We start from the raw sequence: 19,531 nt of genomic DNA on the forward strand, positions 1-19,531 counted from the left end.
AAGGGAGAACCAAGACCTAGATCCGCCGCGCGACGGTGCCGGCGGTGATGCCGCCGTCGATCACCAGCTCGGCGCCGGTCATGTAGCTCGATGCGTCCGACGCCAGGAACAGCACGCCGTTGGCGATGTCGTAGGGCGTGCCGGCGCGGCCCAGCGGGGCGCCCGTCCTGGCCAGCTCGTGCGGGTCGGGCGGGGCGTTGCGGCCGGTGGCCTGGGCGTTGACCGGGATCTTGCCCCAGATCGGCGTGTCGATGATGCCGGGATGCACCGAGTTCACGCGGATGCCGTCGCCGGCCCCGGCGCATTCCATCGCGATCGACTTCGCGAACAGGCGCACGGCGCCCTTGGTGGCGGAATAGCCGGCCAGGGTCGGCGAGCCGCGCAGGCCGGCCACCGACGAGATCATGACGATCGAGCCGCCGTTGCCGGCGCGGCGCATCGCCGGGATGCAATGCTTCACCGACAGGAAGACGCCGTCGATGTTGATCGCGGTCTGGCGCCGCCAGTCGGCCATGGTCATGTCGACGATGGTGCGGGCCGAGACGCCGATGCCGGCATTGGCCACCATGATGTCGAGCCGGCCATACTTGGCCTCGGTCTCGGCGATGATCTCGGGCCAGCGCGCCTCGTCGGTGACGTCCTGGTGCAGGAAGAGGGCCTCGCCGCCGGCCGCCCTGATGCGCGCCACCAGGTCGCGGCCGCCCGCATCGTCGATGTCGGTGGCCACCACCCTGGCGCCCTCGCGCGCCAGGGTCTCGGCGCAGGCGGCGCCGATGCCGGAGGCGCCGCCGGTGACGATGGCCACGCGGTTGTCGAGCTGTCCCATATGCTTCTCTCCCTAGAGAAATGATGAAGAAGAAAAAGAGGAAGAAGAGGAAGAAGAGGAAGAAGAGGAAGAAGAGGAAGAAGAGGAAGAAGAGGAAGAAGAGGAAGAAGAGGAAGAAGAGGAAGATTCACCACAGAGGCACAGAGGACACAGAGGAACACAGAGGATGGCGAGGGCGCACGCCGGTCGTGCGCAACGACTGTTCTCTGTGTCTCTCTGTGTCCTCTGTACTACTGACTTCAAGAATCTTCGCGAGCCGCGGTGATTTTTGTAGCCTTCATGGTGAGCACAGGTGAATGCGAAGCATTCACCGAGTCGAACCATGAAGGCGTCGCACGGGCAGTGGTGCGCCGCTTCATGGTTCGACAAGCTCACCATGAAGCGCTTTCCCCGCATTTGGTTGCGGCCAACGGCTGCGCTGTGCCTCTGTGGTGAATCTTCTTCTTCTTCCACGGCCTTAGCCCACTCCGAGGAACTCTTTCGTCCACCGCGCATAGTCCGCGTCGCGGGTGACGCGCTTCATCAGGTCTGATGACGCGATGTTGGCCAGCTTCGCCGGCGGCGTGCCGGCGCGCAGCGCCTTGAGCGTGTCGTGCACGGCCTGCACCGCGGCCATGATCGGCTGGTGGCCCTGCAGGCTGATGCGCACATCGTGGGCGGCGAGCCAGTCGAGGTCGGTGAGCTCGGGGCCGACGCCGCCCAGGATCAGCGGGATCCTGATCGCGCCGGAGATGGCCTCGACCTGCGCCCGGGTGCGGGCCCCGACCAGGAACATGGCATCGACGCCGGCGGCCTCGTAGGCGCGGGCGCGCGCGATGGTGTCCTCGACCGAGGTGACGGCCAGCGCGCTGGTGCGGCCGACGACGACGAGGTGCGGGTCCTGGCGGCCGGCCAGCGCCGCCTTCATCTTGCCGATGCCCTCGTCGATCGGCACCAGCGCCGGCTTGTCCTCGCCATAGGGGCGCGGCAGCACGGTGTCCTCGATGGTCAGCGCCGCGACGCCCGCGGTCTCAAGCTCCTCGACCGTGCGCTTGACGTTGAGCGCGTTGCCGTAGCCGTGGTCGGCGTCGACCAGCAGCGGCAGCTTGCCGGCGCGGTTGATGCGATAGGCCTGGTCGGCGAATTCCGACAGGGTGAGCACGATCAGGTCGGGGGCGCCCAGCACCGCCAGCGACGCCACCGAGCCCGCGAACATGCCGACCTCGAAGCCGAGATCCTCGGCGATGCGCGCCGACAGCGGATCGAACACCGAGCCGGGATGCACGCAGCGCGCGCCCGCCAGGACGGCGCGGAAGCGCTTGCGGCGGTCGGTCCAGTCCATGGGCGGGTCTCCCTCTTGTGCGCGGACGCGGAGCTTAGGCCAGGATGCGCCTGACATGCACCTGCGCTTCGTCATGCTGCCATGCGGAAGGTGTGGCGTGACGCCGGCGGGCACGGTCGTCTATCGTTCAGGCCGTATCGGCGCGCCGCGCCGGATCATGAGCGCGCGTGGACGCGCGCGGTCCGAAAGATTCAGCAGAGAGGGACTGCCCCGATGCCCAAGCTCGACCGTGATGGCGTTCAGATCCACTACGAGGTGCATGGTGCCGGGCCGGCGGTGCTGCTGAGCCACGGCTACAGCGCCACCTGCCGCATGTGGGACGGCCAGATCGCGGCGCTGAAGGACCGCTGGCGCGTCATCGTCTGGGATATGCGCGGGCACGGCGAGTCGGACTACCCGGCCGACCCGGCGGCCTATTCCGAGGCGCTGACGGTCGCTGACATGGCGGCGATCCTGCAGGCCTGTGGCGAGGACAAGGCGGTGATCGCGGGCCTGTCGCTGGGCGGCTACATGTCGCTCGCCTTCCATGCCACGCATCCCGGGATGACCCGGGCGCTGATGCTGTTCGACACCGGCCCGGGCTTCAAGAGCGACACCGCGCGCCAGGGCTGGAACGAGACGGCGCACAAGCGCGCCCGCGACCTCGAGGCGCGCGGCCTGTCGGCGCTGGGCAGCAGCGACGAGGTGCGGCTGGGCAAGCACCGCTCGGCCGACGGGCTGGCCGGCGCGGCGCGCGGCATGCTGGCCCAGGCCGACGACCGCGTGATCCGCTCGCTGGAGACCATCGACGTGCGGGCGCTGGTGCTGGTGGGATCGGAGGACAAGCCCTTCCTCGCCGCCACCGACTACATGGCCAAGAAGATCCCGATGTCGACCAAGGCCGTGATCGAGGGCGCCGGCCATGCCGCCAACCTGCACAAGCCCAACGCCTTCAACGCCGCGGTGATGGACTTCCTGGAGACGCTGCCGGCGGTGGGCGGCGAGAAGCCGGTCGAGGCCCGCTGGCGCGCCGAAACGGATCAGTGACGCCCACTGTCATCCCGAGCGCAGCGAGGGATCTCCTGCGGCAAGACGCACGATGCGCCATTCGCGGGAGATCCCTCGCTGCGCTCGGGATGACGGGGCAGGTATGACAGGCTGGGAATGACGCGCATGACTGTGTTGCGCCGGGGCGGCTGATCGGCGCGGCGCGGCGGCGCTACCGTCGGTGCGACGGGCGGACATCGGCGCGCGCTGAATGATGCCGGCGCGCCTGTCAGAGGAAACCTGACGGGAGCGGCCGATGTTCGAGGTCCTGGACCGGCAGACGCATCTCAGCGCCAACCAGAAGAAGATCGTGGTCGCCGCCATCATCGGCGGGGCGCTGGAGTTCTTCGACTACTTCCTGATCGGCTTCGTGCTCGCCTTCATCATCGGGCCGTGGCAGCTCACCTACGGCCAGTCGGCGGTGATCCTGCTGTCGTCGGGCATCGGCGCCATGCTGGGCGCCGCGATCTGGGGCTGGGTGGCCGACAAGATCGGCCGGCGCAAGGTGTTCATCGCCACGGTGCTGAACTTCTCGCTGGCCACCGGCCTGCTCTACTTCACGCCGGACAACGGCTGGGTCTACCTGACGGTGATGCGCTTCTTCGTCGGCTTCGGCGTCGGCGGGCTGTACTGCGTCGACCTGCCCCTGGTGCAGGAGTTCGTGCCCTCGTCCAAGCGCGGCTTCGTGAGCGGGCTGGTCACGGTGTTCATCCCCATCGGCGTCGGCATCGGCGCCCTGATGGCGGGCTACCTGACACCGCGGATCGGCTGGCAGGGGCTGTTCGCGATCGGCGTGCTGCCGGCGTTCCTGACCCTGCTGGTGCGCATCTGGGTGCCCGAATCGCCGCGCTGGCTGGCGCGCATGGGCCGCTACGAGGAGGCGCGCGCATCGCTGGCCTGGGCGCTGCAGGTCGAGCCGCGAACCCTGCCGCTGCCCACCGCCCGGGATGCCGGCGAGCGCCAGACCTCGTGGCTCGAGCTGTTCCAGCACCCGCGCAGCCTGGTCGTGTCGTGGCTGGGCAATCTCGGGGCCCAGACCGGGGTCTATGGCGTCACGCTGTGGGCGCCGACGCTGTTCGTGGCGCTGCTGAAGATCCCGCCCACCGAGGCGGCGAAGATGGTGTTCGCCATCACCGTCGGCGGCATGATCGGCCGCATCTGCTTCTCGTACTTCTCCGAGCGGCTGGGCCGGCGGGTGTCGGGCGGCCTGCTGGGCTTCGGCGCCGCGGCGATGCTGGTGCTGGCCGGCGTCTTCCACGATGCGTTCCTGGCCGGCATCTCGGTCTACTGGCTGCTGCTGATCGTGGCCGCCTTCTTCGCCGACGGCGGCTTCGCGGTCGTGGGGCCCTACGCCGCCGAGGTGTGGCCGGCGCATCTGCGCACGTCGGGAATGGGCTCGGCCTACGGCTTCGGCGGCATCGGCAAGATCATCGGGCCGCTGGGCCTGGCGCTGATCATCGGCGCCTCGGACGTCTTGAAGCCGGGCGCGCCGGTCGCCAACATCGTGCCGGCGTTCATCTATCTGGGGAGCTGGTTCGCGATGGCCGGCGCGGTCTATCTTTTCCTCGGGATCGAGACCAAGGGCCGCTCGATCGAGGACATCGACCGCTCGCTGACCGCGCCGACACCGCTGCGTGCCGGGGTGGGCGAGGGGGTAGAAGCAGGGAGGATCCAGCGGTGACTCTCGACAGCCTGGAGCGGGCCGATACCGGGATCGACTACGTGGCGCGGGCCGAGGCGCTGGCGCCCAAGATCGAGGCCCTGGCCGACGACATCGAGCGCTTCCGGCGGCTGCCGCCGGCGCTGCTGGCCGACCTGCATGCCGCGGGGATGTTCCGCCTGCTGCTGCCCCGGTCGCAGAAGGGCGCCGAGCTCGACCCGCAGACCTACTTCCGGGTCATCGAGACCATCGCCAAGGCCGATGCCAGCGTCGCCTGGTGCCTGGGCCAGGCGGCCGGCTGCGCCATGCACGCGGCCTATCTCGATCCGCCGGTGGCGTGGAAGATGTTCGGCAGCGATCCGCAGGCGGTGCTGGCCTGGGGACCGGGGCCGAAGGTCAAGGCGGTCGCGGTCGAGGGCGGCTACCGTGTCACCGGCACCTGGAGCTTCGCCAGCGGCTGCCGGCACGCCACATGGCTGGGCGCGCATTGCCCGGTCTACGAAGCGGACGGCACGCGCCGGCGCGACCCCGACGGGCAGCCGATCGAGCGCACCATGCTGGTGCCGGCCGGCGAGGTCGCCTGGACCGACATCTGGAACGTGATCGGCCTGCGCGGCACGGCCAGCGACGCCTTCAGCCTCGACGATCATTTCGTGCGCCACGACCACTCGGTGACGCGCGATTTCGAGCGCGAGTGCCGCGAGGACGGGCCGCTGTTCCGGCTGTCGGCGATGGCGATGTACGAGCTCGCCTTCTCCGGCGTGGCGCTGGGCATCGCCCGCGCCGTGCTCGACGCCTTCATCGACATGGCGCGCAACAAGGTGCCGCGCGGCATGAGGAGCCCGATCCGTGACAACGCCGTGGTGCAGTCCAACATGGCGCAGGCCGAGGTGCGGGTGCGCGCGGCACGGCTCTACCTGCTGCATGCCTACGACGAGATCTGGCAGGCGCTGCGCGCCGGCGGCAGGTTCACGATCGACCAGCGCATCACCGTGCGCATGGCCTCGACGCACGCCATCCACCAGGCGCGCGACGCGGTCGACTTCGCCTACAACGCCGCCGGCGCCTCGGCGATCTTCGACAGCCACCCGATGGAACGCCGCTTCCGCGACATCCACACCGTGACGCAGCAGCTGCAGGGCCGGCTGTCGCATTTCGAGACCGTCGGCGCCTACATCCTGGGCGGCGATCCGGACCTGACGTTCGTTTGAGAAGAGAAGATTCACCACAGAGACACGGAGGACACAGAGAACGCAGCGCAGCCGTTGGCCGCACCCAATGTAGGATGCGCTTCATGGTGAGCTTGTCGAACCATGAAGCGTCGCACTGCTGCCCGTGCGGCGCCTTCATGGTTCGACGAGCTCACCATGAAGGCCACCCAATCACCTGCGGCGCGCAAAGGGTGTGTTCCTCTGTGTCCTCTGTGCCTCCGTGGTGAATCTTCATCGCTGGACGAACACGGAGGCACGACCATGGGACTCGGCATTTTGCAGCACTACACCATCGAGCCGGCCGACCTCGAGGCGACCAAGGACTTCTATGTCGACGTGCTGGGGCTTGATGTGGGCGAGCGGCCGCCGCTTGGCTTCCCCGGCTACTGGCTGTACTCGGGCGGCGTCGCCACCGTGCACCTGCTGGGACCGCGCGCGCCGCGCGCCGGCATCACCGTGCGGCCGCCCGGGATGAAGCTGGAGCATACCGGCCGGCTGGACCACATCGCGTTCGCCGCCACCGGGCTGGCCGGCGTGCGCGCGCGCATCAGGCAGCACGACGTGCCGTTCCGCGAGCAGGTGCTGCCGCGGCTGGGCGCCACCCAGCTCTTCCTGCACGACCCCGACGGCGTCGGCGTCGAGATCAACTTCCCGCCCGAGGAAACCGGGACGTGATGCCATGGGCTGGCCCCGTGCGGTCCTTGCCGGCATGCTGGGCGCGTCGCTCGCTGTCGCGCCGGCGGCGGCCGTGATCACCGAGATCGAGATCCTGCGCAGCGAGCCGCTGGCCGGCGGCGCGGCGTTCGGCGATGCCGGCGGCTATGTGCGGCTGGTCGGCATCGCCCGCGGCGAGGTCGACCCGCGGGACCCGGCCAATCGCGGCATCGCCAATATCGACAAGGCGCCGCGCAATGCCCGCGGCAATGTCGCGTACCAGACCGACATCTTCATCCTGCGCCCGGCCGATCCGGCCAAGGGCAACGGCCGCATCCTCTACGAGGTCAACAACCGCGGCCGCAAGATGCTGTTCGGCACGCTGATGGACGGCGCCGCCGGCAACAACAACCCCGACACGCCGGCCGAGCTGGGCGACGCGCTGCCGCTGCGGCTGGGCTTCACGCTGGTGTGGTCGGGCTGGGACCCGGACGCACCGCGCGCCAATGGCGGGCTGGCGCTCGACGCGCCCGTGGCCGCCGAGGGCGGGCAGCCGATCGTCGCCGTGATCCGCGACGAGCTGGTGTCGGGCACGCGCGGCGCGCCGGTCGACACGTTGCGCCTGTCGCACCAGGCCGCGAGCCTGGACCCGGCGCAGGCGCAGCTCACGGTGCGGCAGCGCCAGGCCGAGCCGCGGCAGGCGGTGCCGCCGGCGGGCTGGGCGTTCGTCGACGCGCGTTCCATCCGGCTGCTGCCGGCGGGCAGCACGCCGGCGCCGGGTGCGCTCTACGAGCTGCGCTACAGGGCGACCAACGCCAAGGTGATGGGGCTGGGGTTCGCCGCCACGCGCGATGTCGTGAGCTTCCTGCGCCATGACCCGGCGGCGCTGGCGCTCACCGGGCGGCAGATGACGCATGCGCTGGCGATCGGGATCTCGCAGTCCGGCCGCTACCTGCGCGACCACATTTCCCAGGGCTTCAACAGGGACGAGCAGGGGCGGCGCGTGTTCGACGGTGTGCTGTCGCATATCGCCGGCATCGGCCGCGTGTTCTTCAACGCGCCCTTCGCGCAGCCCTTCCGCACCAGCACGCAGCACGAGGACCACGACTACCCCGAGAACGCCTTCCCGTTCTCGGCCGCGACGCTGACCGACCCGATCACCGAGACCACGGGCGCGCTGCTGCGCGATGACGGCTTCGACCCGCTGCTGATCGAGACCAACACCTCGACCGAGTACTGGCAGAAGGGCGCCTCGCTGCTGCACACGGATCCGATGGGGACGCGCGACGTGGCGCTGCCCGCCACCGCGCGTGTCTACCTGATCGCCGGCACGCAGCATGGCGGGCGCGCCGGCCTGGCCAGCGATCGCGGGCCGGCCGTCAACCCGCGCAACCCGCACAACCCGATGCCGGCGCTGCGCGCGCTGCTGGTGGCGCTCGACGCGTGGGTGGTGACGGGCCGCCTGCCGCCGCCCAGCCGCATGCCCACGATCGCCGAGGGCACGCTGGTGGCGGCCGGGGCGGCGGGCTTCCCTGACATCCCCGGCGTTGCCGTGGCGCGCGCCGCCAACACGGTGAGCCCGCCGGGCGACTGGGTCGATCCGCAGCCGGCTGCGGACGCCTATCGCGTGCTGGTGCCCAAGGTCGATTCAGACGGCAACGAGGTTGGCGGCATCCGCCTGCCCGACATCGCCGTGCCGCTGGGCACCTATACCGGCTGGAACCTGTACAAGGCGCCCTATCCCGAGGGCGAGCTGGCCGACCGCGACGGCAGCTTCATCGCCTTCGCCGCGACGAAGGCCGAGCGCGACAGGAGCGGCGATCCGCGGCCGGCGATCGCCGAGCGCTACCGCGACCGGGCCGCCTATGTGGCGCGGGTGGAGCAGGTCGCGGCGACGCTGGTGCGCGACCGCCTGCTGCTGGAAGAGGACGCCGCCGCCTACATCGCACGCGCCAAGGCGGAGGTGCGGGTGGCGCCAGGGCCGTAGTCCGCTTCATGGTGAGCTTGTCGAACCATGAAGCTGTCGCACCACCGCGGTGAGGCCTTCATGGTTCGACAAGCTCACCATGAAGGTTCCTTACAGCGGCACTACGCCGGCGTCTGCGGGCCCACCGTGATGCGGCGCATGTGGCGGCGCTCGCCGTTGTAGTCGTTGACGGCGCTGTGCTGGGTGCAGCGGTTGTCCCACACCGTCATGGTGCCGGGCTCCCAGCGCACGCGGCAGGTGAACTCGGGCCGCGTCTGGTGGTGCTGCAGCCACTCGATCAGCGGCCGGCTTTCGTCCTCGGTCATGCCCTCGAAGCGGACGGTGTGGGCGCGGCTGGCATAGAGCGACTTGCGGCCGGTATCGGGACAGGTGCGCACGATCGGGTGCACGGCCTCGTAGGAGTCGGCGTCGTCGGTGCCCTGGATCTTCATGCCGCCGATCTTCTTGTGGTGCGCGGCGCGGCCGCCGGAGTGCTTCAGGCCGGCGCTGTTGACGCCCTTGAGGCGGCCCAGCATGTCCTTCATCGCGTCGGAGAGCGCGTCGTAGGCGGCCGCGGTGTTGCAGTACAGCGTGTCGCCGCCCTTGGCCGGCGTCTCGATCGCGTAGAGCAGGGTGGCCAGCGGCGGCTGCGCCAGGTAGGTGGTGTCGGAGTGCCAGCCGCCACCGAAATTGCGCGTCTCCTGCGGCTCCTTGATCACCTCGAAGATGAAGGGGTAGCCGTCCATGCCCTGCACGAAGGGATAGTGGTTGGGCTCGCCGAAGCGGCGGCCCACGCTCATGATGTCGTCAGGCGAAAGCTGCTGGTCGCGGATGGCCACGACCTGGAACTCGAGGAACGCCTGGTGCACTTCCGACCAGGTCTGGTTGTCCATGCGCCGCAGGTCGACGCCCCTGATCTCGGCACCGAGCGCGCCGGCCAGCGGCCGCACCTCGATCCTGTCGTAGCTCATCTGCCGTCTCCGCGTTTCTCTCGCGCCCGCTTCCTGTCTATGGTTGGCCGATTCGCAAGCAGACGGAACAGCCGGAGGCGGGAGGAAGCCATGCGGAAACGGATTGCGGTGGTCGGCGCCGGCGCGCTGGGCGGCTATGTCGGCGGCTACCTCGCCCATAACGGGCTCGACGTCACGCTGATCGACATGTGGCCGCAGAACATCGAGACCATCCGCGCCCGCGGCCTGGAGCTCGACGGCGTCACGCCCGAGGAGCGCTTCACCGTCACCAAGGCGCGCACCATGCACCTGACCGAGGTGCAGGACCTCAGCAAGCAGAAGCCGATCGATATCGCCTTCGTGGCGGTGAAGTCCTACGACACCGAGTGGGCGACCATGCTGATCCGGCCGTACCTGGCGCCTGACGGCTATGTCGTGTCGCTGCAGAACTGCCTCAACGAGGAGCGCATCGCGGGCGTGGTGGGCTGGGGCAAGACGGTGGGCACCATCGCCTCGCTGATCTCGGTCGACATGCACGAGGCCGCCCGCATCCGCCGCACCATCGCCAAGGGCGGCGACAAGCACACCGTGTTCCGCGTCGGCGAGGTGCATGGCCGCATCACCAGGCGCATCGAGGAATTGCGCGAGATGTTCGCGCTGATCGACAGCGCCAAGACCACGTCGAACCTGTGGGGCGAGCGCTGGTCCAAGCTGTGCCAGAACGGCATGCGCAACGGCGTCTCGGCCGCGACCGGGCTCTCCAGCGGCGACTGCGACCGCAACGATGCGATCCGCCGCTTCTCGATCAAGCTCGGCGGCGAGGCAGTGCGCGTCGGCCAGGCGTTGGGCTACCAGATCGAGAAGATCAGCAAGTTCGATCCCGAGCGGCTGGCGCTGGCGGCCGAGGGCGACAAGGCGGCGCTGGACGAGATCGAGAAGCTGATGCAGCCGGGCTCGAATGTGAACCCGCGCGCCGACATCCAGCGCCCGTCGATGGCGCAGGACATCATCAAGGGCCGCCGCACCGAGATCGAGTTCATGAACGGCTACATCGCCGAGCGCGGGCAGCACATCGGCGTGGCGGCGCCCTCGCACGTGACGCTCACCGACGTGGTCAAGCGCGTCGAGCGCGGCGAGGTCAAGCCCGGCCCGGCGACCCTGGGCGGGTGATTTCCCTTCTCCCGCTGGCGGGAGAAGGTGGCCGCTGCGAAGCGGCGGCCGGATGAGGGGCCAAGGACGAGGTCCCCATCGGCAGACCTCGACCTTGGGCCCTCACCCTCCCATGGCGCTGCGCGCCACGGGCCCCTCCCTCTCCCGCCTGCGGGAGAGGGCTTCAATCACGTTCCGCCTTGCACGACGACGTCGAGCAGGATCGGGCCTGACGCGTCGGCGAGGGCGGCCTTCAGCGCGGCGTCGAACTGCGCGGCAGTCTCGACGCGGTGCGCGGTCACGCCATAGGCGCGGGCCAGGCCGGCGACGTCGATCGGCGGGTCGCGGAAATCCATGCCGATGGGCGTGTCGTTGCCGTGGAAGGCCTTCAGCCGCTGCTTGAGGATGCGGTAGCCGCCGTTGTTGGCGATCACGAAGATCACCGGCAGCTTGTAGTGCGCCGCGCTCCACAGCGCCTGCACGCAGTACATCATGCTGCCATCGCCGATCACGGCCGCGACGCGGCGCTGCTTCTGCGCCATCTGCACGCCGACCGCGGCCGCGATGCCCCAGCCGATGCCGCCGCTGACATTGCCGAAATAGCTGTAGCGGTCGCGGAACGGCCAGAAGGCGATGAGGCTGCGCGCCGAGGTGAGGCCCTCGTCGACGATGATGGCGTCGTCGGGCAGGCCGTCGCTGAGCCGCAGCATCAGCCAGTCGGGGTCGATGGGCTGCGATCCGCCGCGCGCCCGCGCCGCCTCGGCCTTCTTGGCGCGCTGCGCCGACCAGTTGCGGTCGGCCAGCTCGGCCAGCGTCGCCTTGGCGGCGGTGGCGCGGGCCTGGCCGCCCAGGCGCTCGAGCAGCGGGTTCAGCGCCGCCAGGGTCTCCTTCACGTCGGCGCGCAGGGCGATCTCGGCCGGGAAGTTCTTGCCCATCTCCCAGTCGCGCTGGCCGATCTGGATGACGCGCGTATGCGGCGGCAGCGGCTCGACCTCGCTGTAGACCGACATCTGCAGCAGCTCGGCGCCGACGCTGATCAGCAGGTCGTAGGGCTCCAGCACGCGCCGCACCTGCGCCTGGTCGCGGCTGAGGGCGCCCAGGAAGGCAGGATGCGCCGACAGGAAGTGCGCGCCGGTCTGCACCGACTGCTGGTAGACCGGGGCGCCCAGGATTTCGGCCAGCCGCGCCGCCTCGGCCAGCGCATCGGACGTCACGATCTCGGTGCCGGCCATGATCAGCGGGCGCCTGGCCGCCAGCATGCGCCTGGCGCAGGCTTCGAGCGCGGCGTCGGACGGGCGCGTGCGGGTGTCGACGCGGGTCGGCGCGCCGAGGTCGAGCGCCGCCTCGTTGTTGAGGATGTCGCCGGGCAGCGAGATGAACACCGGGCCGGTGGGCGGCGTCAGCGCCACCTTGGCGGCACGGCGCAGGATGCGCGGCAGGTCCTCGATGCGGTTGACCTCGGTGGCCCATTTCACGACCGGCTGCGCGATCGGCACCAGCGGCGCGTAGAGCAGCGGCTCGGTGAGCCCGTGGCCCTGCTCCTGCTGGCCGGCGGTCACGATCATCGGCGTGCCCGACATCTGCGCCGTGTAGATCGAGCCGATGGCGTTGCCCAGGCCGGGCGCGACATGGACGTTGCACGACACCAGCTGGCCGGAGGCGCGCGCGAAGCCGTCGGCCATGGCGATCACCACCGCCTCCTGCAGGCCCAGCACGTAGCCGATGTCGCGCTGCTCGGTGAGCGCATGCATGATCGGCAGCTCGGTCGTGCCGGGGTTGCCGAACATGCGCGTGACACCCTCGTCCTTCATCAGGGACAGGAAGGCGCTGCGGCCGGTGATGGTGTTGGAAGTCCTCGCGTCAGGCACTGGTGTTCCTCCGTTCTAGACCCTCTCCGCCCGCTGCGCGGGCGGAGAGGAGATCCATCAATATCCCTCGCCCAGCAGCGGGAAGGCGCTGTGGACGTGCGGCGGCGCGACCGGGGCGGCGGCGTGCAGGTAGGATTTGTCGATTTCGGCCAGGCGCGTGACGCCGAGCAGGCCCAGGCAGCTGCGGATCTCGTCCTCCAGCAGTTCCAGCACGCGCACGATGCCTGCTTCGCCGGCGGCGGCCAGGCCGTAGCAGAACAGGCGGCCGATGCCGACGGCGTCGGCGCCCAGCGCGATCGCCTTCACCACGTCGGTGCCGCGGCTGAAGCCGCCGTCGACCACGACGCGAGCGCGGCCCTTCACCGCCGCCAGCACCTCGGGCAGCACCTCCATGATGCCGCGGCCATGGTCGAGCTGGCGGCCGCCATGATTGGACACATAGATCACGTCGACGCCGTGCTGGCAGGCGATCTCGGCGTCTTCTGCGGTGGCGATGCCCTTGAGCATCAGCGGGATGCGGTGCGTCTTCTTGAAGTGCTCGATGTTCTTCCAGCTGAGCGCCGCCTGGTGGTTGGTGCCGCTGAGGTTCTGCCGCCACGGCTTCACGAAGCGGCGCGCGATGTCGCGCTCGCGGCGGCTGTAGACGGCGGTGTCGACGGTGATGCAGAAGGCGTCGTAGCCGGAATCCACCGCGCGCTTCACGCGCTCGTCGATCCAGGCGTCGTCGCCGCGCACGTAGAGCTGGAAGATCTTGAAGCCGCCGGCCGCCTTGCCCACCGACTCGATCTCCAAGGTCGTCACCGAGCTCAGCAGCATGGGTACGCCGAAGCGCTCGGCGCCGCGGGCCACGGTGGCGCCGGCGCCGGGGTCGAAGGATTCGAGCGAGCCGATGGGCGCCAGCATCACCGGCAGGCGCAGCGTCTTGCCCAGGAAGGTGGTCGCGGCGTCGAAGGTCGAGACGTCGCGCAGCACCCGGGGGCGGAAGGCAAGCGAGTCCAGGCTCTGGCGGTTGCGCTTCATCGTGGTCTCGGTCTCGGCGGCGCCGACCAGGTAGTCCCAGATGCGCGGCGGCAGCCTGCCGCGCGCCGCCTTGACGAACTCGTGCAGGTTCTGGAACTCCTCATCGAGGCCACTACTCATCGTGATCTTCCCTTCCTGACCGGCGACCGGCGGACCTTACCATGATGGCGGGCGCGCGGAATCCTGATATGGAAGGGCGTTCAGCGACCATCGACGAGCGGCAGGCATGACAGCGACGACCCCGGGCCCCACCTCGCGCATCTATTTCTCGCAGCGCCTGCGGCTGCACTATGTCGACTGGGGCAACCCCGAGGCGCCGCCGCTGCTGCTGGTGCATGGCGGCCGCGACCATTGCCGCAACTGGGACTGGGTGGCGGCCGACCTGCGTCGCGACTGGCATGTCATCGCCCCCGACCTGCGCGGCCATGGCGACAGCCAGTGGTCGCCGGACGGCAACTACTCGATGGCCGGCTACATCTACGATCTGGCCCAGCTCATCCACCAGCAGGGGCTGGCGCCGGTCACCATCGTGGCCCATTCGCTGGGCGGAAACATTTCGCTGCGCTATGCCGGCATCTATCCCGAGCAGGTGCGCAAGCTGGTCGCCATCGAGGGGCTGGGCCCGTCGCCCAAGATGCAGGCCGAGCGCGCAAAGAAGACGATCGACAGCCGCATGCGCCAATGGATCGACGAGCAGCGCGGGCTGTCGGGCCGCCTGCCGCGGCGCTACGCCTCGATCGAGGATGCCTTCAAGCGCATGCAGGAGGAGAACAAGCACCTGTCGCCCGAGCAGGCGCGCCACCTCACCCAGCACGGCGTGAACCAGAACGAGGACGGCACCTACAGCTGGAAGTTCGACAATTATGTGCGCGCCTGGGCGCCCTACGACATGACCAACGAGGATGTCGAGCAGCTGTGGTCGCGCATCTCGTGCCCGACCCTGCTGATCTACGGCAAGGAGAGCTGGGCGTCGAACCCGCTCGATGACGGCCGCATCCGGCACTTCGCCAAGGCCGGCGCCAAGGTCGTGTCGTTCGAGGGCGCCGGCCATTGGGTGCACCACGACCGGCTCGACGGCTTCCTCGCGGAGCTGCGCGGGTTCATCTGAGGGATCGCAGGCGCCGCGATGCACCCGCGCCGCGCCCGCGACGGCGTCGTACACCTGTCATCCCGAGCGCAGCGAGGGATCTCCTGCGGCAGGGCGCACGGTGCGCCATTCGCGGGAGATCCCTCGCTGCGCTCGGGATGACAGTCATGCCTTGCCGTTCGCCGGTAGCCGGTACTAAGCCGCCTCGACGGCCTTCCAGTTCGCCGCCCGCGGGGTGCTCGGCGCCGGCAGCGCGGCCGGCCGTCGGCGGCTCACGAGATGGGCCTCGATGATGCCCGCCAGGTGCTCGCGGGCCCAGCGCATGGTCAGGGTGTGGTCGGCGCCGTCGATCATCTCGACTGCGACCCTGTCGAGGCCGGCGATACGATTGCCGTCGCGGTGCAGGTTGTGCACCTCGAGCTCGACCAGGCCGGGGTCGCCCTCGCAGTAGACGAGCAGCGTGTCGGTGCCCAGCTGCGAGAGCAGCCGGAACGAGCGCGCCACCTCGCCTTCGACGCCGAACAGCGTGTGCGTCGTGCGGCCGAAGCGGGCGCGCACCAGGTCGGTCATGCGCCGCGCCATGCCCCAGACGATGCTCCATTCCCGCCGGCGGCCCTTGAGCAGGCGCAGCAGGATGTCGGGCCGGCGCAGGGCACCGGTGACCTCGTTGCCCAGGTCGCGGACCTGCGTGCGGGCGGTGCGCGTCGCGACGGTGAGCGATTCGCCCTCGCGCCAGATGAAGCGCTGCAGGTTGATCATCACCTGGCTGATGACGCGGGTGTCCTGCACGGCCGTGTAGAACGACACGTACGCCCCCGAGCACAGCCCGATCAGCACGCATTCGCGGTGGCCCTGCGCCTCGAGGCAATCCATCGCGGCGCGCACGTCGCCGCAGGCGGCCTTGTCGTACAGCTTGTTCTCGGGCCGGCCTTGCCAGGCCGGGCTGTCGCCCAGGCCGGCGATGTCGATGCGCATCGAGGTGATGCCGTGCGCCGCCAGCCGCCGGCTCAGGGTCACGGCCATGCGGTTGGCGCCGATATGGCGGTGGTGGCCGGTGTTGATGAAGATCACCGCCGGCGCCGCCCGGTCGGCGACCTCCGGCCGCGGCTCGCAGCAGATGCCGAACAGGCGTGCCTCATCCCCGAAGAAGGTCGGCGTCTCGGCCCCCTCCAGCAGCTCCAGGCGCACGATCGGCCGCGGCTCGTGCGCCACCGCGGCCGCCGGCGCGCCGCAGCGCAGCCATGCCGTGAGGGTGGCGAAGGCCGCTTCGGGCGTGCGCTGGCCGTAATGCACCTCGCAGATGAACTCCTCGAAGCCGTCGAACGGCCCGGCCTCGACCTCGGCGCCCTGCTCGCGCAGATGCTGCGCCAGGCGCTTCTCGAACGGCCCGTCCGCCGGCGTCAGCAGCAGCACCCGCTGCGCCGGCCGGCCGTCGAGCTGGCGCAGGTCGACCCGCTTGAGGGCCTCGACCGTCTCGGCCGTCAGCACGAACCCGCCGGCCTCGATATCGTCCGGCGATTGGGGGGCCGGCGCGTTCTCGGGCATGGGCGAGAAGGCCGCCAGCGCCTTCATCTCGCGGGTGTAGCCGCGGCCCGAGATCGTCGGCGCCAGCAGCGCCAGCATGTCGATGTCGCCCAGCTCCTTGGCGGCCAGGGTCGCGATCGCACCGCCCAGGCGCAGGCCGACCAGCGCCACCTCGCTCACGCCGACCTGCTCGCGCATCCAGCGCACGGCGGCGTGCACGCTGTCGATCCAGGCGCGCAGCCGCTGCGGCTCCTCGTCGTGGCCGGCGGAGTCGCCCGTGCCGCGATAGTCGAAGCGCAGCGTCGGCATGCCGGCCGCCGCCAGCCGTTCGGCCAAAGCGCCCCACTGGCGGTGCACGCACAGCTCCTCGTAGCCATGCGCGGCGCACAGCACCACCCCGCGGTTCCCCGCCGCGGGGTGCAGCCAGCCGAAGCAGCCGCCAAACACGATCGGCGTCATGACGATCTCCTGATCCGCACGGGAGACAGGCCGTTCAAGGCTTGGACGTCGCCGTCGGGAACGGCACCCGACGACGCCTGGCGCGCGACCAGCCGCACCACCCGCTCGATCCCCGGAGCGAGGTGGAACCACTCGTCGTCGGCGCGAAACTGCTCATCCTCGACATGCACGGACTGGGCGCAGCGCTGGGCGCGCAGCCGCAGGTCCCAGCCGCCGTCGCCGCGCGCCTCGAGCGTGGCCGACAGACCAAGCTCGAAGCGGGCGCTGCCGCGACCCTGCGGGAAGTGGAAGGCCTCGGCGAGGCGCACGCCGTGGTCATCGACCAGCGCCGCCACCGTCACGTCGTGCGACGGCGGCCCGAAGCGATAGGCATAGGTGATGTCGAGGAAGCTGTCGGCCAGCGCCGCGGCGGCGATCTCCTGCGCCGACCGCGGCGCCAGGTCGAGCCGGCGTTCGGCCTTCAGCACCGGCACCGCGCCGTCGCGCAGGCAGACGATCGACAGCGTCGCCGACAGCGTGGCCGCGGTCTCGTTCAGCACGTGCACGGCAAGCCCGTTGACGCCCTCGTCGATGAGGCTCACCTGGACCGGCCGGAAGGCGCGCCGCAGGGCATGCCAGGCTGCCTTGGGCACCCCCAGGGCGTCGATCACGCCCCAGCCGGCGCCCGGCCACAGATCCTGCAGCATCCACACCAGGCCGCCGGCGCAGCTCGACCGGCCGCGGCGCCACTCGGCGAAGACCGTTTCCATCACCTCGCCGGTGACGGCCCGCGACAGGCGCAGATAGCGGTCGGGGTCGCCGTAGCGCAGCGCCAGCGGATCGACGCCGTAGAGCAGGCGCAGATAGTGGTCGCGCACGTCCTCGAAGTCCCACGGCGCGCCGGCATCGCGCGGCACGCGCGCCTTCCATTTAGGATGGGTGGGCGGCGCCTCGCCGGCGTCCAGCACATGCGCCACCGTGGCCGCTTCCGGCACGTTGGCGAACGCCAGGCATTCGGAGGTGAAGCGCACCTCGGCCCGGCGCGCATCCTCGAGCGGCCGCAGGTAGGCGCCGACGCCGTAGTAGTGCGACACGCCGCTGTTGGCCGTGAAAGGCAGCGGCCCGCCGGTCGGCGAGTTCGCGACATAGGGCACGTCGGGACGCGCCGCGTGCGCCGCTGCCGGCAGGATCTCGTCGAACAGCTTGCCGCTCCAGGCGGAGCGCGGCAGGCCCAGCATGGCGGCCTGCTGCGCCACCTCGCTGCCGCCGCACAGCACGGCCAGGGACGGGCTGGCCTGCGTGCGGTCCAGCAGCTGGTCGGCCTCGCGCGCGACGCTGTCGGCAAACGCCCGATCGTTGGCCGGATAGTCGAGGTTGGCGAACATGAAATCCTGCCACACGAGCAGGCCCAGCTCGTCGCACAAGCCGAAGAAGTCGTCGCTTTCGTAGACCATGGTGCCGCCGACCCGCACCATGTTCATGCCGGCATCGCGCATGCGCTGCAGCCACGGCCGGTAGGCCTCGCGCGTGCCGGGCAGCGACACGAGGTCGGCGCTGCTCCAGCAGGCGCCGCGGCAGAAGACGCGCACGCCGTTGACCACCAGCGCGAAGCCCTGGCCGTCCGGACCGTGGTCGACCGCGATGGTGCGGAAGCCGACCTGGCCCAGGTCGATCGCGACATCGCCCACCGATGCGCGCACGGCGTGCCTGGCCGGCGTGCCATGGGTATGCGGCCACCAGAGCGCGACATCGTCCAGGCGCGCCTCGGCGTGCAGGGTGTTCGCGTCGCGCCAGGCCAGCGGCACGCGCACGTCGCCGACCGTGACGAACGATGCCGGCTGGCGTGCCGCGCCCGGCCCGTCGACGCTCAGCGTCACGCCCAGGACGCCGGTGGTGCCGTCCACCCCGGTGCGCAGGTCGGCGCGCGCGACACGCAGGGGGCCATCGGCAGCCACCAGCTCGACCGGCCGCCAGGGGCCGACGGCATGCACCGGTGGACACCAGCCGGCCATGTGGCCCAGCAGGGTGGTGCGGGCGAAGCGCAGGGTGCCGGGCTCGATCAGGCGGGGACGCCAGCGGGCACGGCCCTTCTTCTTCGCCAGCGCCGGGTGCAGGGCCCGGAAGGACAGGCACAGCTCGTTGTCGCCGCGCAGCCGGGCCGCGACGTCATGGGCATGGAACATGTTGTCGGAGCACAGGAGCTGCTCGCCGTTGAGCCAGACCTCGGCCAGGGTCGCCAGTCCATGCAGTCGCAGCGTGTGCGCGCCTTCGGCGCTGAAGCGGGTGCGATACCAGAAATCGCGGTCATGCAGAGGCTGTGGCGCGGCAAACGTCCACTGGCCGGCGTTGCGCAGGGCCTGCGCCGCGGTGCCCGGCACCGGAGCAGGGATCCAGGCACCAGCCTGCGGCAGGTCTGCCGGCGCCGACACCGCGCCAGGCGCGGTCGCGGTCAGCTCCCAGCCGCTGTCGAGCGCAGCGACCCGCTGCCCCGTGACGGAAAGAATCCGCGCCATGGCGCGGCCTCAGCATGCTCCGGTGTCGGCAGTGCCCCGGACCGCCGCTACCGTCAACTGAACAGGCTTTCCACGCACCTTACCTCACCTTCCCGGACGGAATCCTGAGTTTCGATGGTCGGGACAAGCATATCGACCTCACACCGCGGCACCGACAGGCACTCAGCGGTTGGACAGTGACCGACTGTGCTTGAAATCCCTCATGCGCGGCCAAGGCGGACAGGCCCCTCCGCGCTCGAAACGGACAGCTATTCCTTCCCGGTTGACCCCGTTAGACACGTGCCGCATTCGGGGCACAGGCCTTGTTCACGTTCAGCG

At 70.3% G+C, this 19,531-nt stretch carries 15 protein-coding genes; 8 read left to right on the forward strand and 7 right to left on the reverse strand.

What is annotated here, in order from left to right; translation table 11 throughout:
- Positions 1-16: 16 nt before the first annotated feature.
- Entirely contained in the window at positions 17-826 is an 810-nt protein-coding gene (locus FHP25_RS18000) for an SDR family NAD(P)-dependent oxidoreductase (RefSeq protein WP_147848336.1), read from the reverse strand.
- A gap of 23 nt (positions 827-849) precedes the next feature.
- Here FHP25_RS18000 and FHP25_RS40835 point away from each other — a divergent pair, with 23 nt between their 5' ends.
- On the forward strand, positions 850-1,122 hold the full coding sequence (locus FHP25_RS40835) for a hypothetical protein (protein ID WP_178133603.1): 273 nt from the start codon (positions 850-852) through the stop codon (positions 1,120-1,122).
- A 161-nt stretch (positions 1,123-1,283) separates the two neighbouring features.
- Here FHP25_RS40835 and FHP25_RS18010 read toward each other — a convergent pair whose 3' ends face one another.
- Positions 1,284-2,147 (reverse strand): isocitrate lyase/PEP mutase family protein, encoded by an 864-nt coding sequence (locus FHP25_RS18010; protein ID WP_147848338.1) that lies wholly within the window; start codon positions 2,145-2,147, stop codon positions 1,284-1,286.
- A gap of 213 nt (positions 2,148-2,360) precedes the next feature.
- On the opposite strand from FHP25_RS18010, the gene FHP25_RS18015 reads away from it, so the two are divergent.
- From FHP25_RS18015 to FHP25_RS18035, 5 genes are all read left to right on the forward strand, one after another.
- Positions 2,361-3,173, forward strand: a complete 813-nt coding sequence (locus FHP25_RS18015) for an alpha/beta fold hydrolase (protein WP_147848339.1) — start codon at positions 2,361-2,363, stop codon at positions 3,171-3,173.
- 256 nt (positions 3,174-3,429) lie between these two features.
- Entirely contained in the window at positions 3,430-4,854 is a 1,425-nt protein-coding gene (locus FHP25_RS18020) for an MFS transporter (RefSeq protein WP_147848340.1), read from the forward strand.
- Entirely contained in the window at positions 4,851-6,044 is a 1,194-nt protein-coding gene (locus FHP25_RS18025; protein ID WP_178133604.1) for an acyl-CoA dehydrogenase family protein, read from the forward strand. The genes FHP25_RS18020 and FHP25_RS18025 overlap by 4 nt, the downstream gene beginning before the upstream one ends.
- 261 nt (positions 6,045-6,305) lie before the next feature.
- Positions 6,306-6,719: a VOC family protein gene (locus tag FHP25_RS18030; RefSeq protein WP_178133605.1), complete on the forward strand. Its 414-nt coding sequence runs from the start codon at positions 6,306-6,308 to the stop codon at positions 6,717-6,719.
- Positions 6,720-6,723: 4 nt separating this feature from the next.
- A complete protein-coding gene (locus FHP25_RS18035; RefSeq protein WP_147848343.1) occupies positions 6,724-8,685 on the forward strand; it encodes an alpha/beta hydrolase domain-containing protein in 1,962 nt (653 codons plus the stop codon).
- 101 nt (positions 8,686-8,786) lie between these two features.
- On the opposite strand, the gene FHP25_RS18040 is transcribed toward FHP25_RS18035, so the two are convergent.
- Positions 8,787-9,635, reverse strand: coding sequence for a TauD/TfdA dioxygenase family protein (locus tag FHP25_RS18040; RefSeq protein ID WP_147848344.1), 849 nt, complete (start codon positions 9,633-9,635; stop codon positions 8,787-8,789).
- A 90-nt stretch (positions 9,636-9,725) separates the two neighbouring features.
- On the opposite strand from FHP25_RS18040, the gene FHP25_RS18045 reads away from it, so the two are divergent.
- On the forward strand, positions 9,726-10,784 hold the full coding sequence (locus FHP25_RS18045; RefSeq protein ID WP_178133606.1) for a ketopantoate reductase family protein: 1,059 nt from the start codon (positions 9,726-9,728) through the stop codon (positions 10,782-10,784).
- Between the two features lie 167 nt (positions 10,785-10,951).
- On the opposite strand, the gene FHP25_RS18050 is transcribed toward FHP25_RS18045, so the two are convergent.
- Both FHP25_RS18050 and FHP25_RS18055 read right to left on the reverse strand, forming a co-directional pair.
- The gene (locus FHP25_RS18050; RefSeq protein WP_218578431.1) at positions 10,952-12,631 is read right to left on the reverse strand and encodes a thiamine pyrophosphate-binding protein; all 1,680 of its coding nucleotides are present in this window, start codon (positions 12,629-12,631) and stop codon (positions 10,952-10,954) included.
- Positions 12,632-12,688: 57 nt separating this feature from the next.
- Positions 12,689-13,771: an alpha-hydroxy acid oxidase gene (locus FHP25_RS18055; RefSeq protein WP_147848346.1), complete on the reverse strand. Its 1,083-nt coding sequence runs from the start codon at positions 13,769-13,771 to the stop codon at positions 12,689-12,691.
- Positions 13,772-13,877: 106 nt separating this feature from the next.
- Here FHP25_RS18055 and FHP25_RS18060 point away from each other — a divergent pair, with 106 nt between their 5' ends.
- Positions 13,878-14,759 carry an alpha/beta fold hydrolase gene (locus FHP25_RS18060; RefSeq protein WP_147848347.1) on the forward strand — a complete coding sequence of 294 codons (882 nt, stop codon included), beginning with the start codon at positions 13,878-13,880 and terminating at the stop codon, positions 14,757-14,759.
- 174 nt (positions 14,760-14,933) lie between these two features.
- On the opposite strand, the gene FHP25_RS18065 is transcribed toward FHP25_RS18060, so the two are convergent.
- Complete coding sequence (locus tag FHP25_RS18065) at positions 14,934-16,721, reverse strand: alpha/beta fold hydrolase (protein WP_147848348.1); 1,788 nt, start codon at positions 16,719-16,721, stop codon at positions 14,934-14,936.
- Positions 16,718-19,213, reverse strand: a complete 2,496-nt coding sequence (locus FHP25_RS18070) for a glycoside hydrolase family 2 protein (protein WP_147848349.1) — start codon at positions 19,211-19,213, stop codon at positions 16,718-16,720. The genes FHP25_RS18065 and FHP25_RS18070 overlap by 4 nt, the downstream gene beginning before the upstream one ends.
- Positions 19,214-19,531: the final 318 nt, after the last annotated feature.

This window comes from Vineibacter terrae (assembly GCF_008039615.1).
GTDB classification, from domain to species: domain Bacteria; phylum Pseudomonadota; class Alphaproteobacteria; order Reyranellales; family Reyranellaceae; genus Vineibacter; species Vineibacter terrae.

Bases quoted from the DNA above. Each gene is read 5' to 3' on its own strand.
- FHP25_RS18020 (WP_147848340.1), top strand. From the start codon at position 3,430: ATGTTCGAGGTCCTGGACCGGCAGACGCATCTCAGCGCCAACCAGAAG.
- FHP25_RS18060 (WP_147848347.1), top strand. From the start codon at position 13,878: ATGACAGCGACGACCCCGGGCCCCACCTCGCGCATCTATTTCTCGCAG.
- FHP25_RS40835 (WP_178133603.1), top strand. From the start codon at position 850: ATGAAGAAGAAAAAGAGGAAGAAGAGGAAGAAGAGGAAGAAGAGGAAG.
- FHP25_RS18000 (WP_147848336.1), bottom strand. From the start codon at position 826: ATGGGACAGCTCGACAACCGCGTGGCCATCGTCACCGGCGGCGCCTCC.
- FHP25_RS18015 (WP_147848339.1), top strand. From the start codon at position 2,361: ATGCCCAAGCTCGACCGTGATGGCGTTCAGATCCACTACGAGGTGCAT.
- FHP25_RS18065 (WP_147848348.1), bottom strand. From the start codon at position 16,721: ATGACGCCGATCGTGTTTGGCGGCTGCTTCGGCTGGCTGCACCCCGCG.
- FHP25_RS18010 (WP_147848338.1), bottom strand. From the start codon at position 2,147: ATGGACTGGACCGACCGCCGCAAGCGCTTCCGCGCCGTCCTGGCGGGC.
- FHP25_RS18070 (WP_147848349.1), bottom strand. From the start codon at position 19,213: ATGGCGCGGATTCTTTCCGTCACGGGGCAGCGGGTCGCTGCGCTCGAC.
- FHP25_RS18055 (WP_147848346.1), bottom strand. From the start codon at position 13,771: ATGAGTAGTGGCCTCGATGAGGAGTTCCAGAACCTGCACGAGTTCGTC.
- FHP25_RS18040 (WP_147848344.1), bottom strand. From the start codon at position 9,635: ATGAGCTACGACAGGATCGAGGTGCGGCCGCTGGCCGGCGCGCTCGGT.
- FHP25_RS18030 (WP_178133605.1), top strand. From the start codon at position 6,306: ATGGGACTCGGCATTTTGCAGCACTACACCATCGAGCCGGCCGACCTC.
- FHP25_RS18035 (WP_147848343.1), top strand. From the start codon at position 6,724: ATGGGCTGGCCCCGTGCGGTCCTTGCCGGCATGCTGGGCGCGTCGCTC.
- FHP25_RS18045 (WP_178133606.1), top strand. From the start codon at position 9,726: ATGCGGAAACGGATTGCGGTGGTCGGCGCCGGCGCGCTGGGCGGCTAT.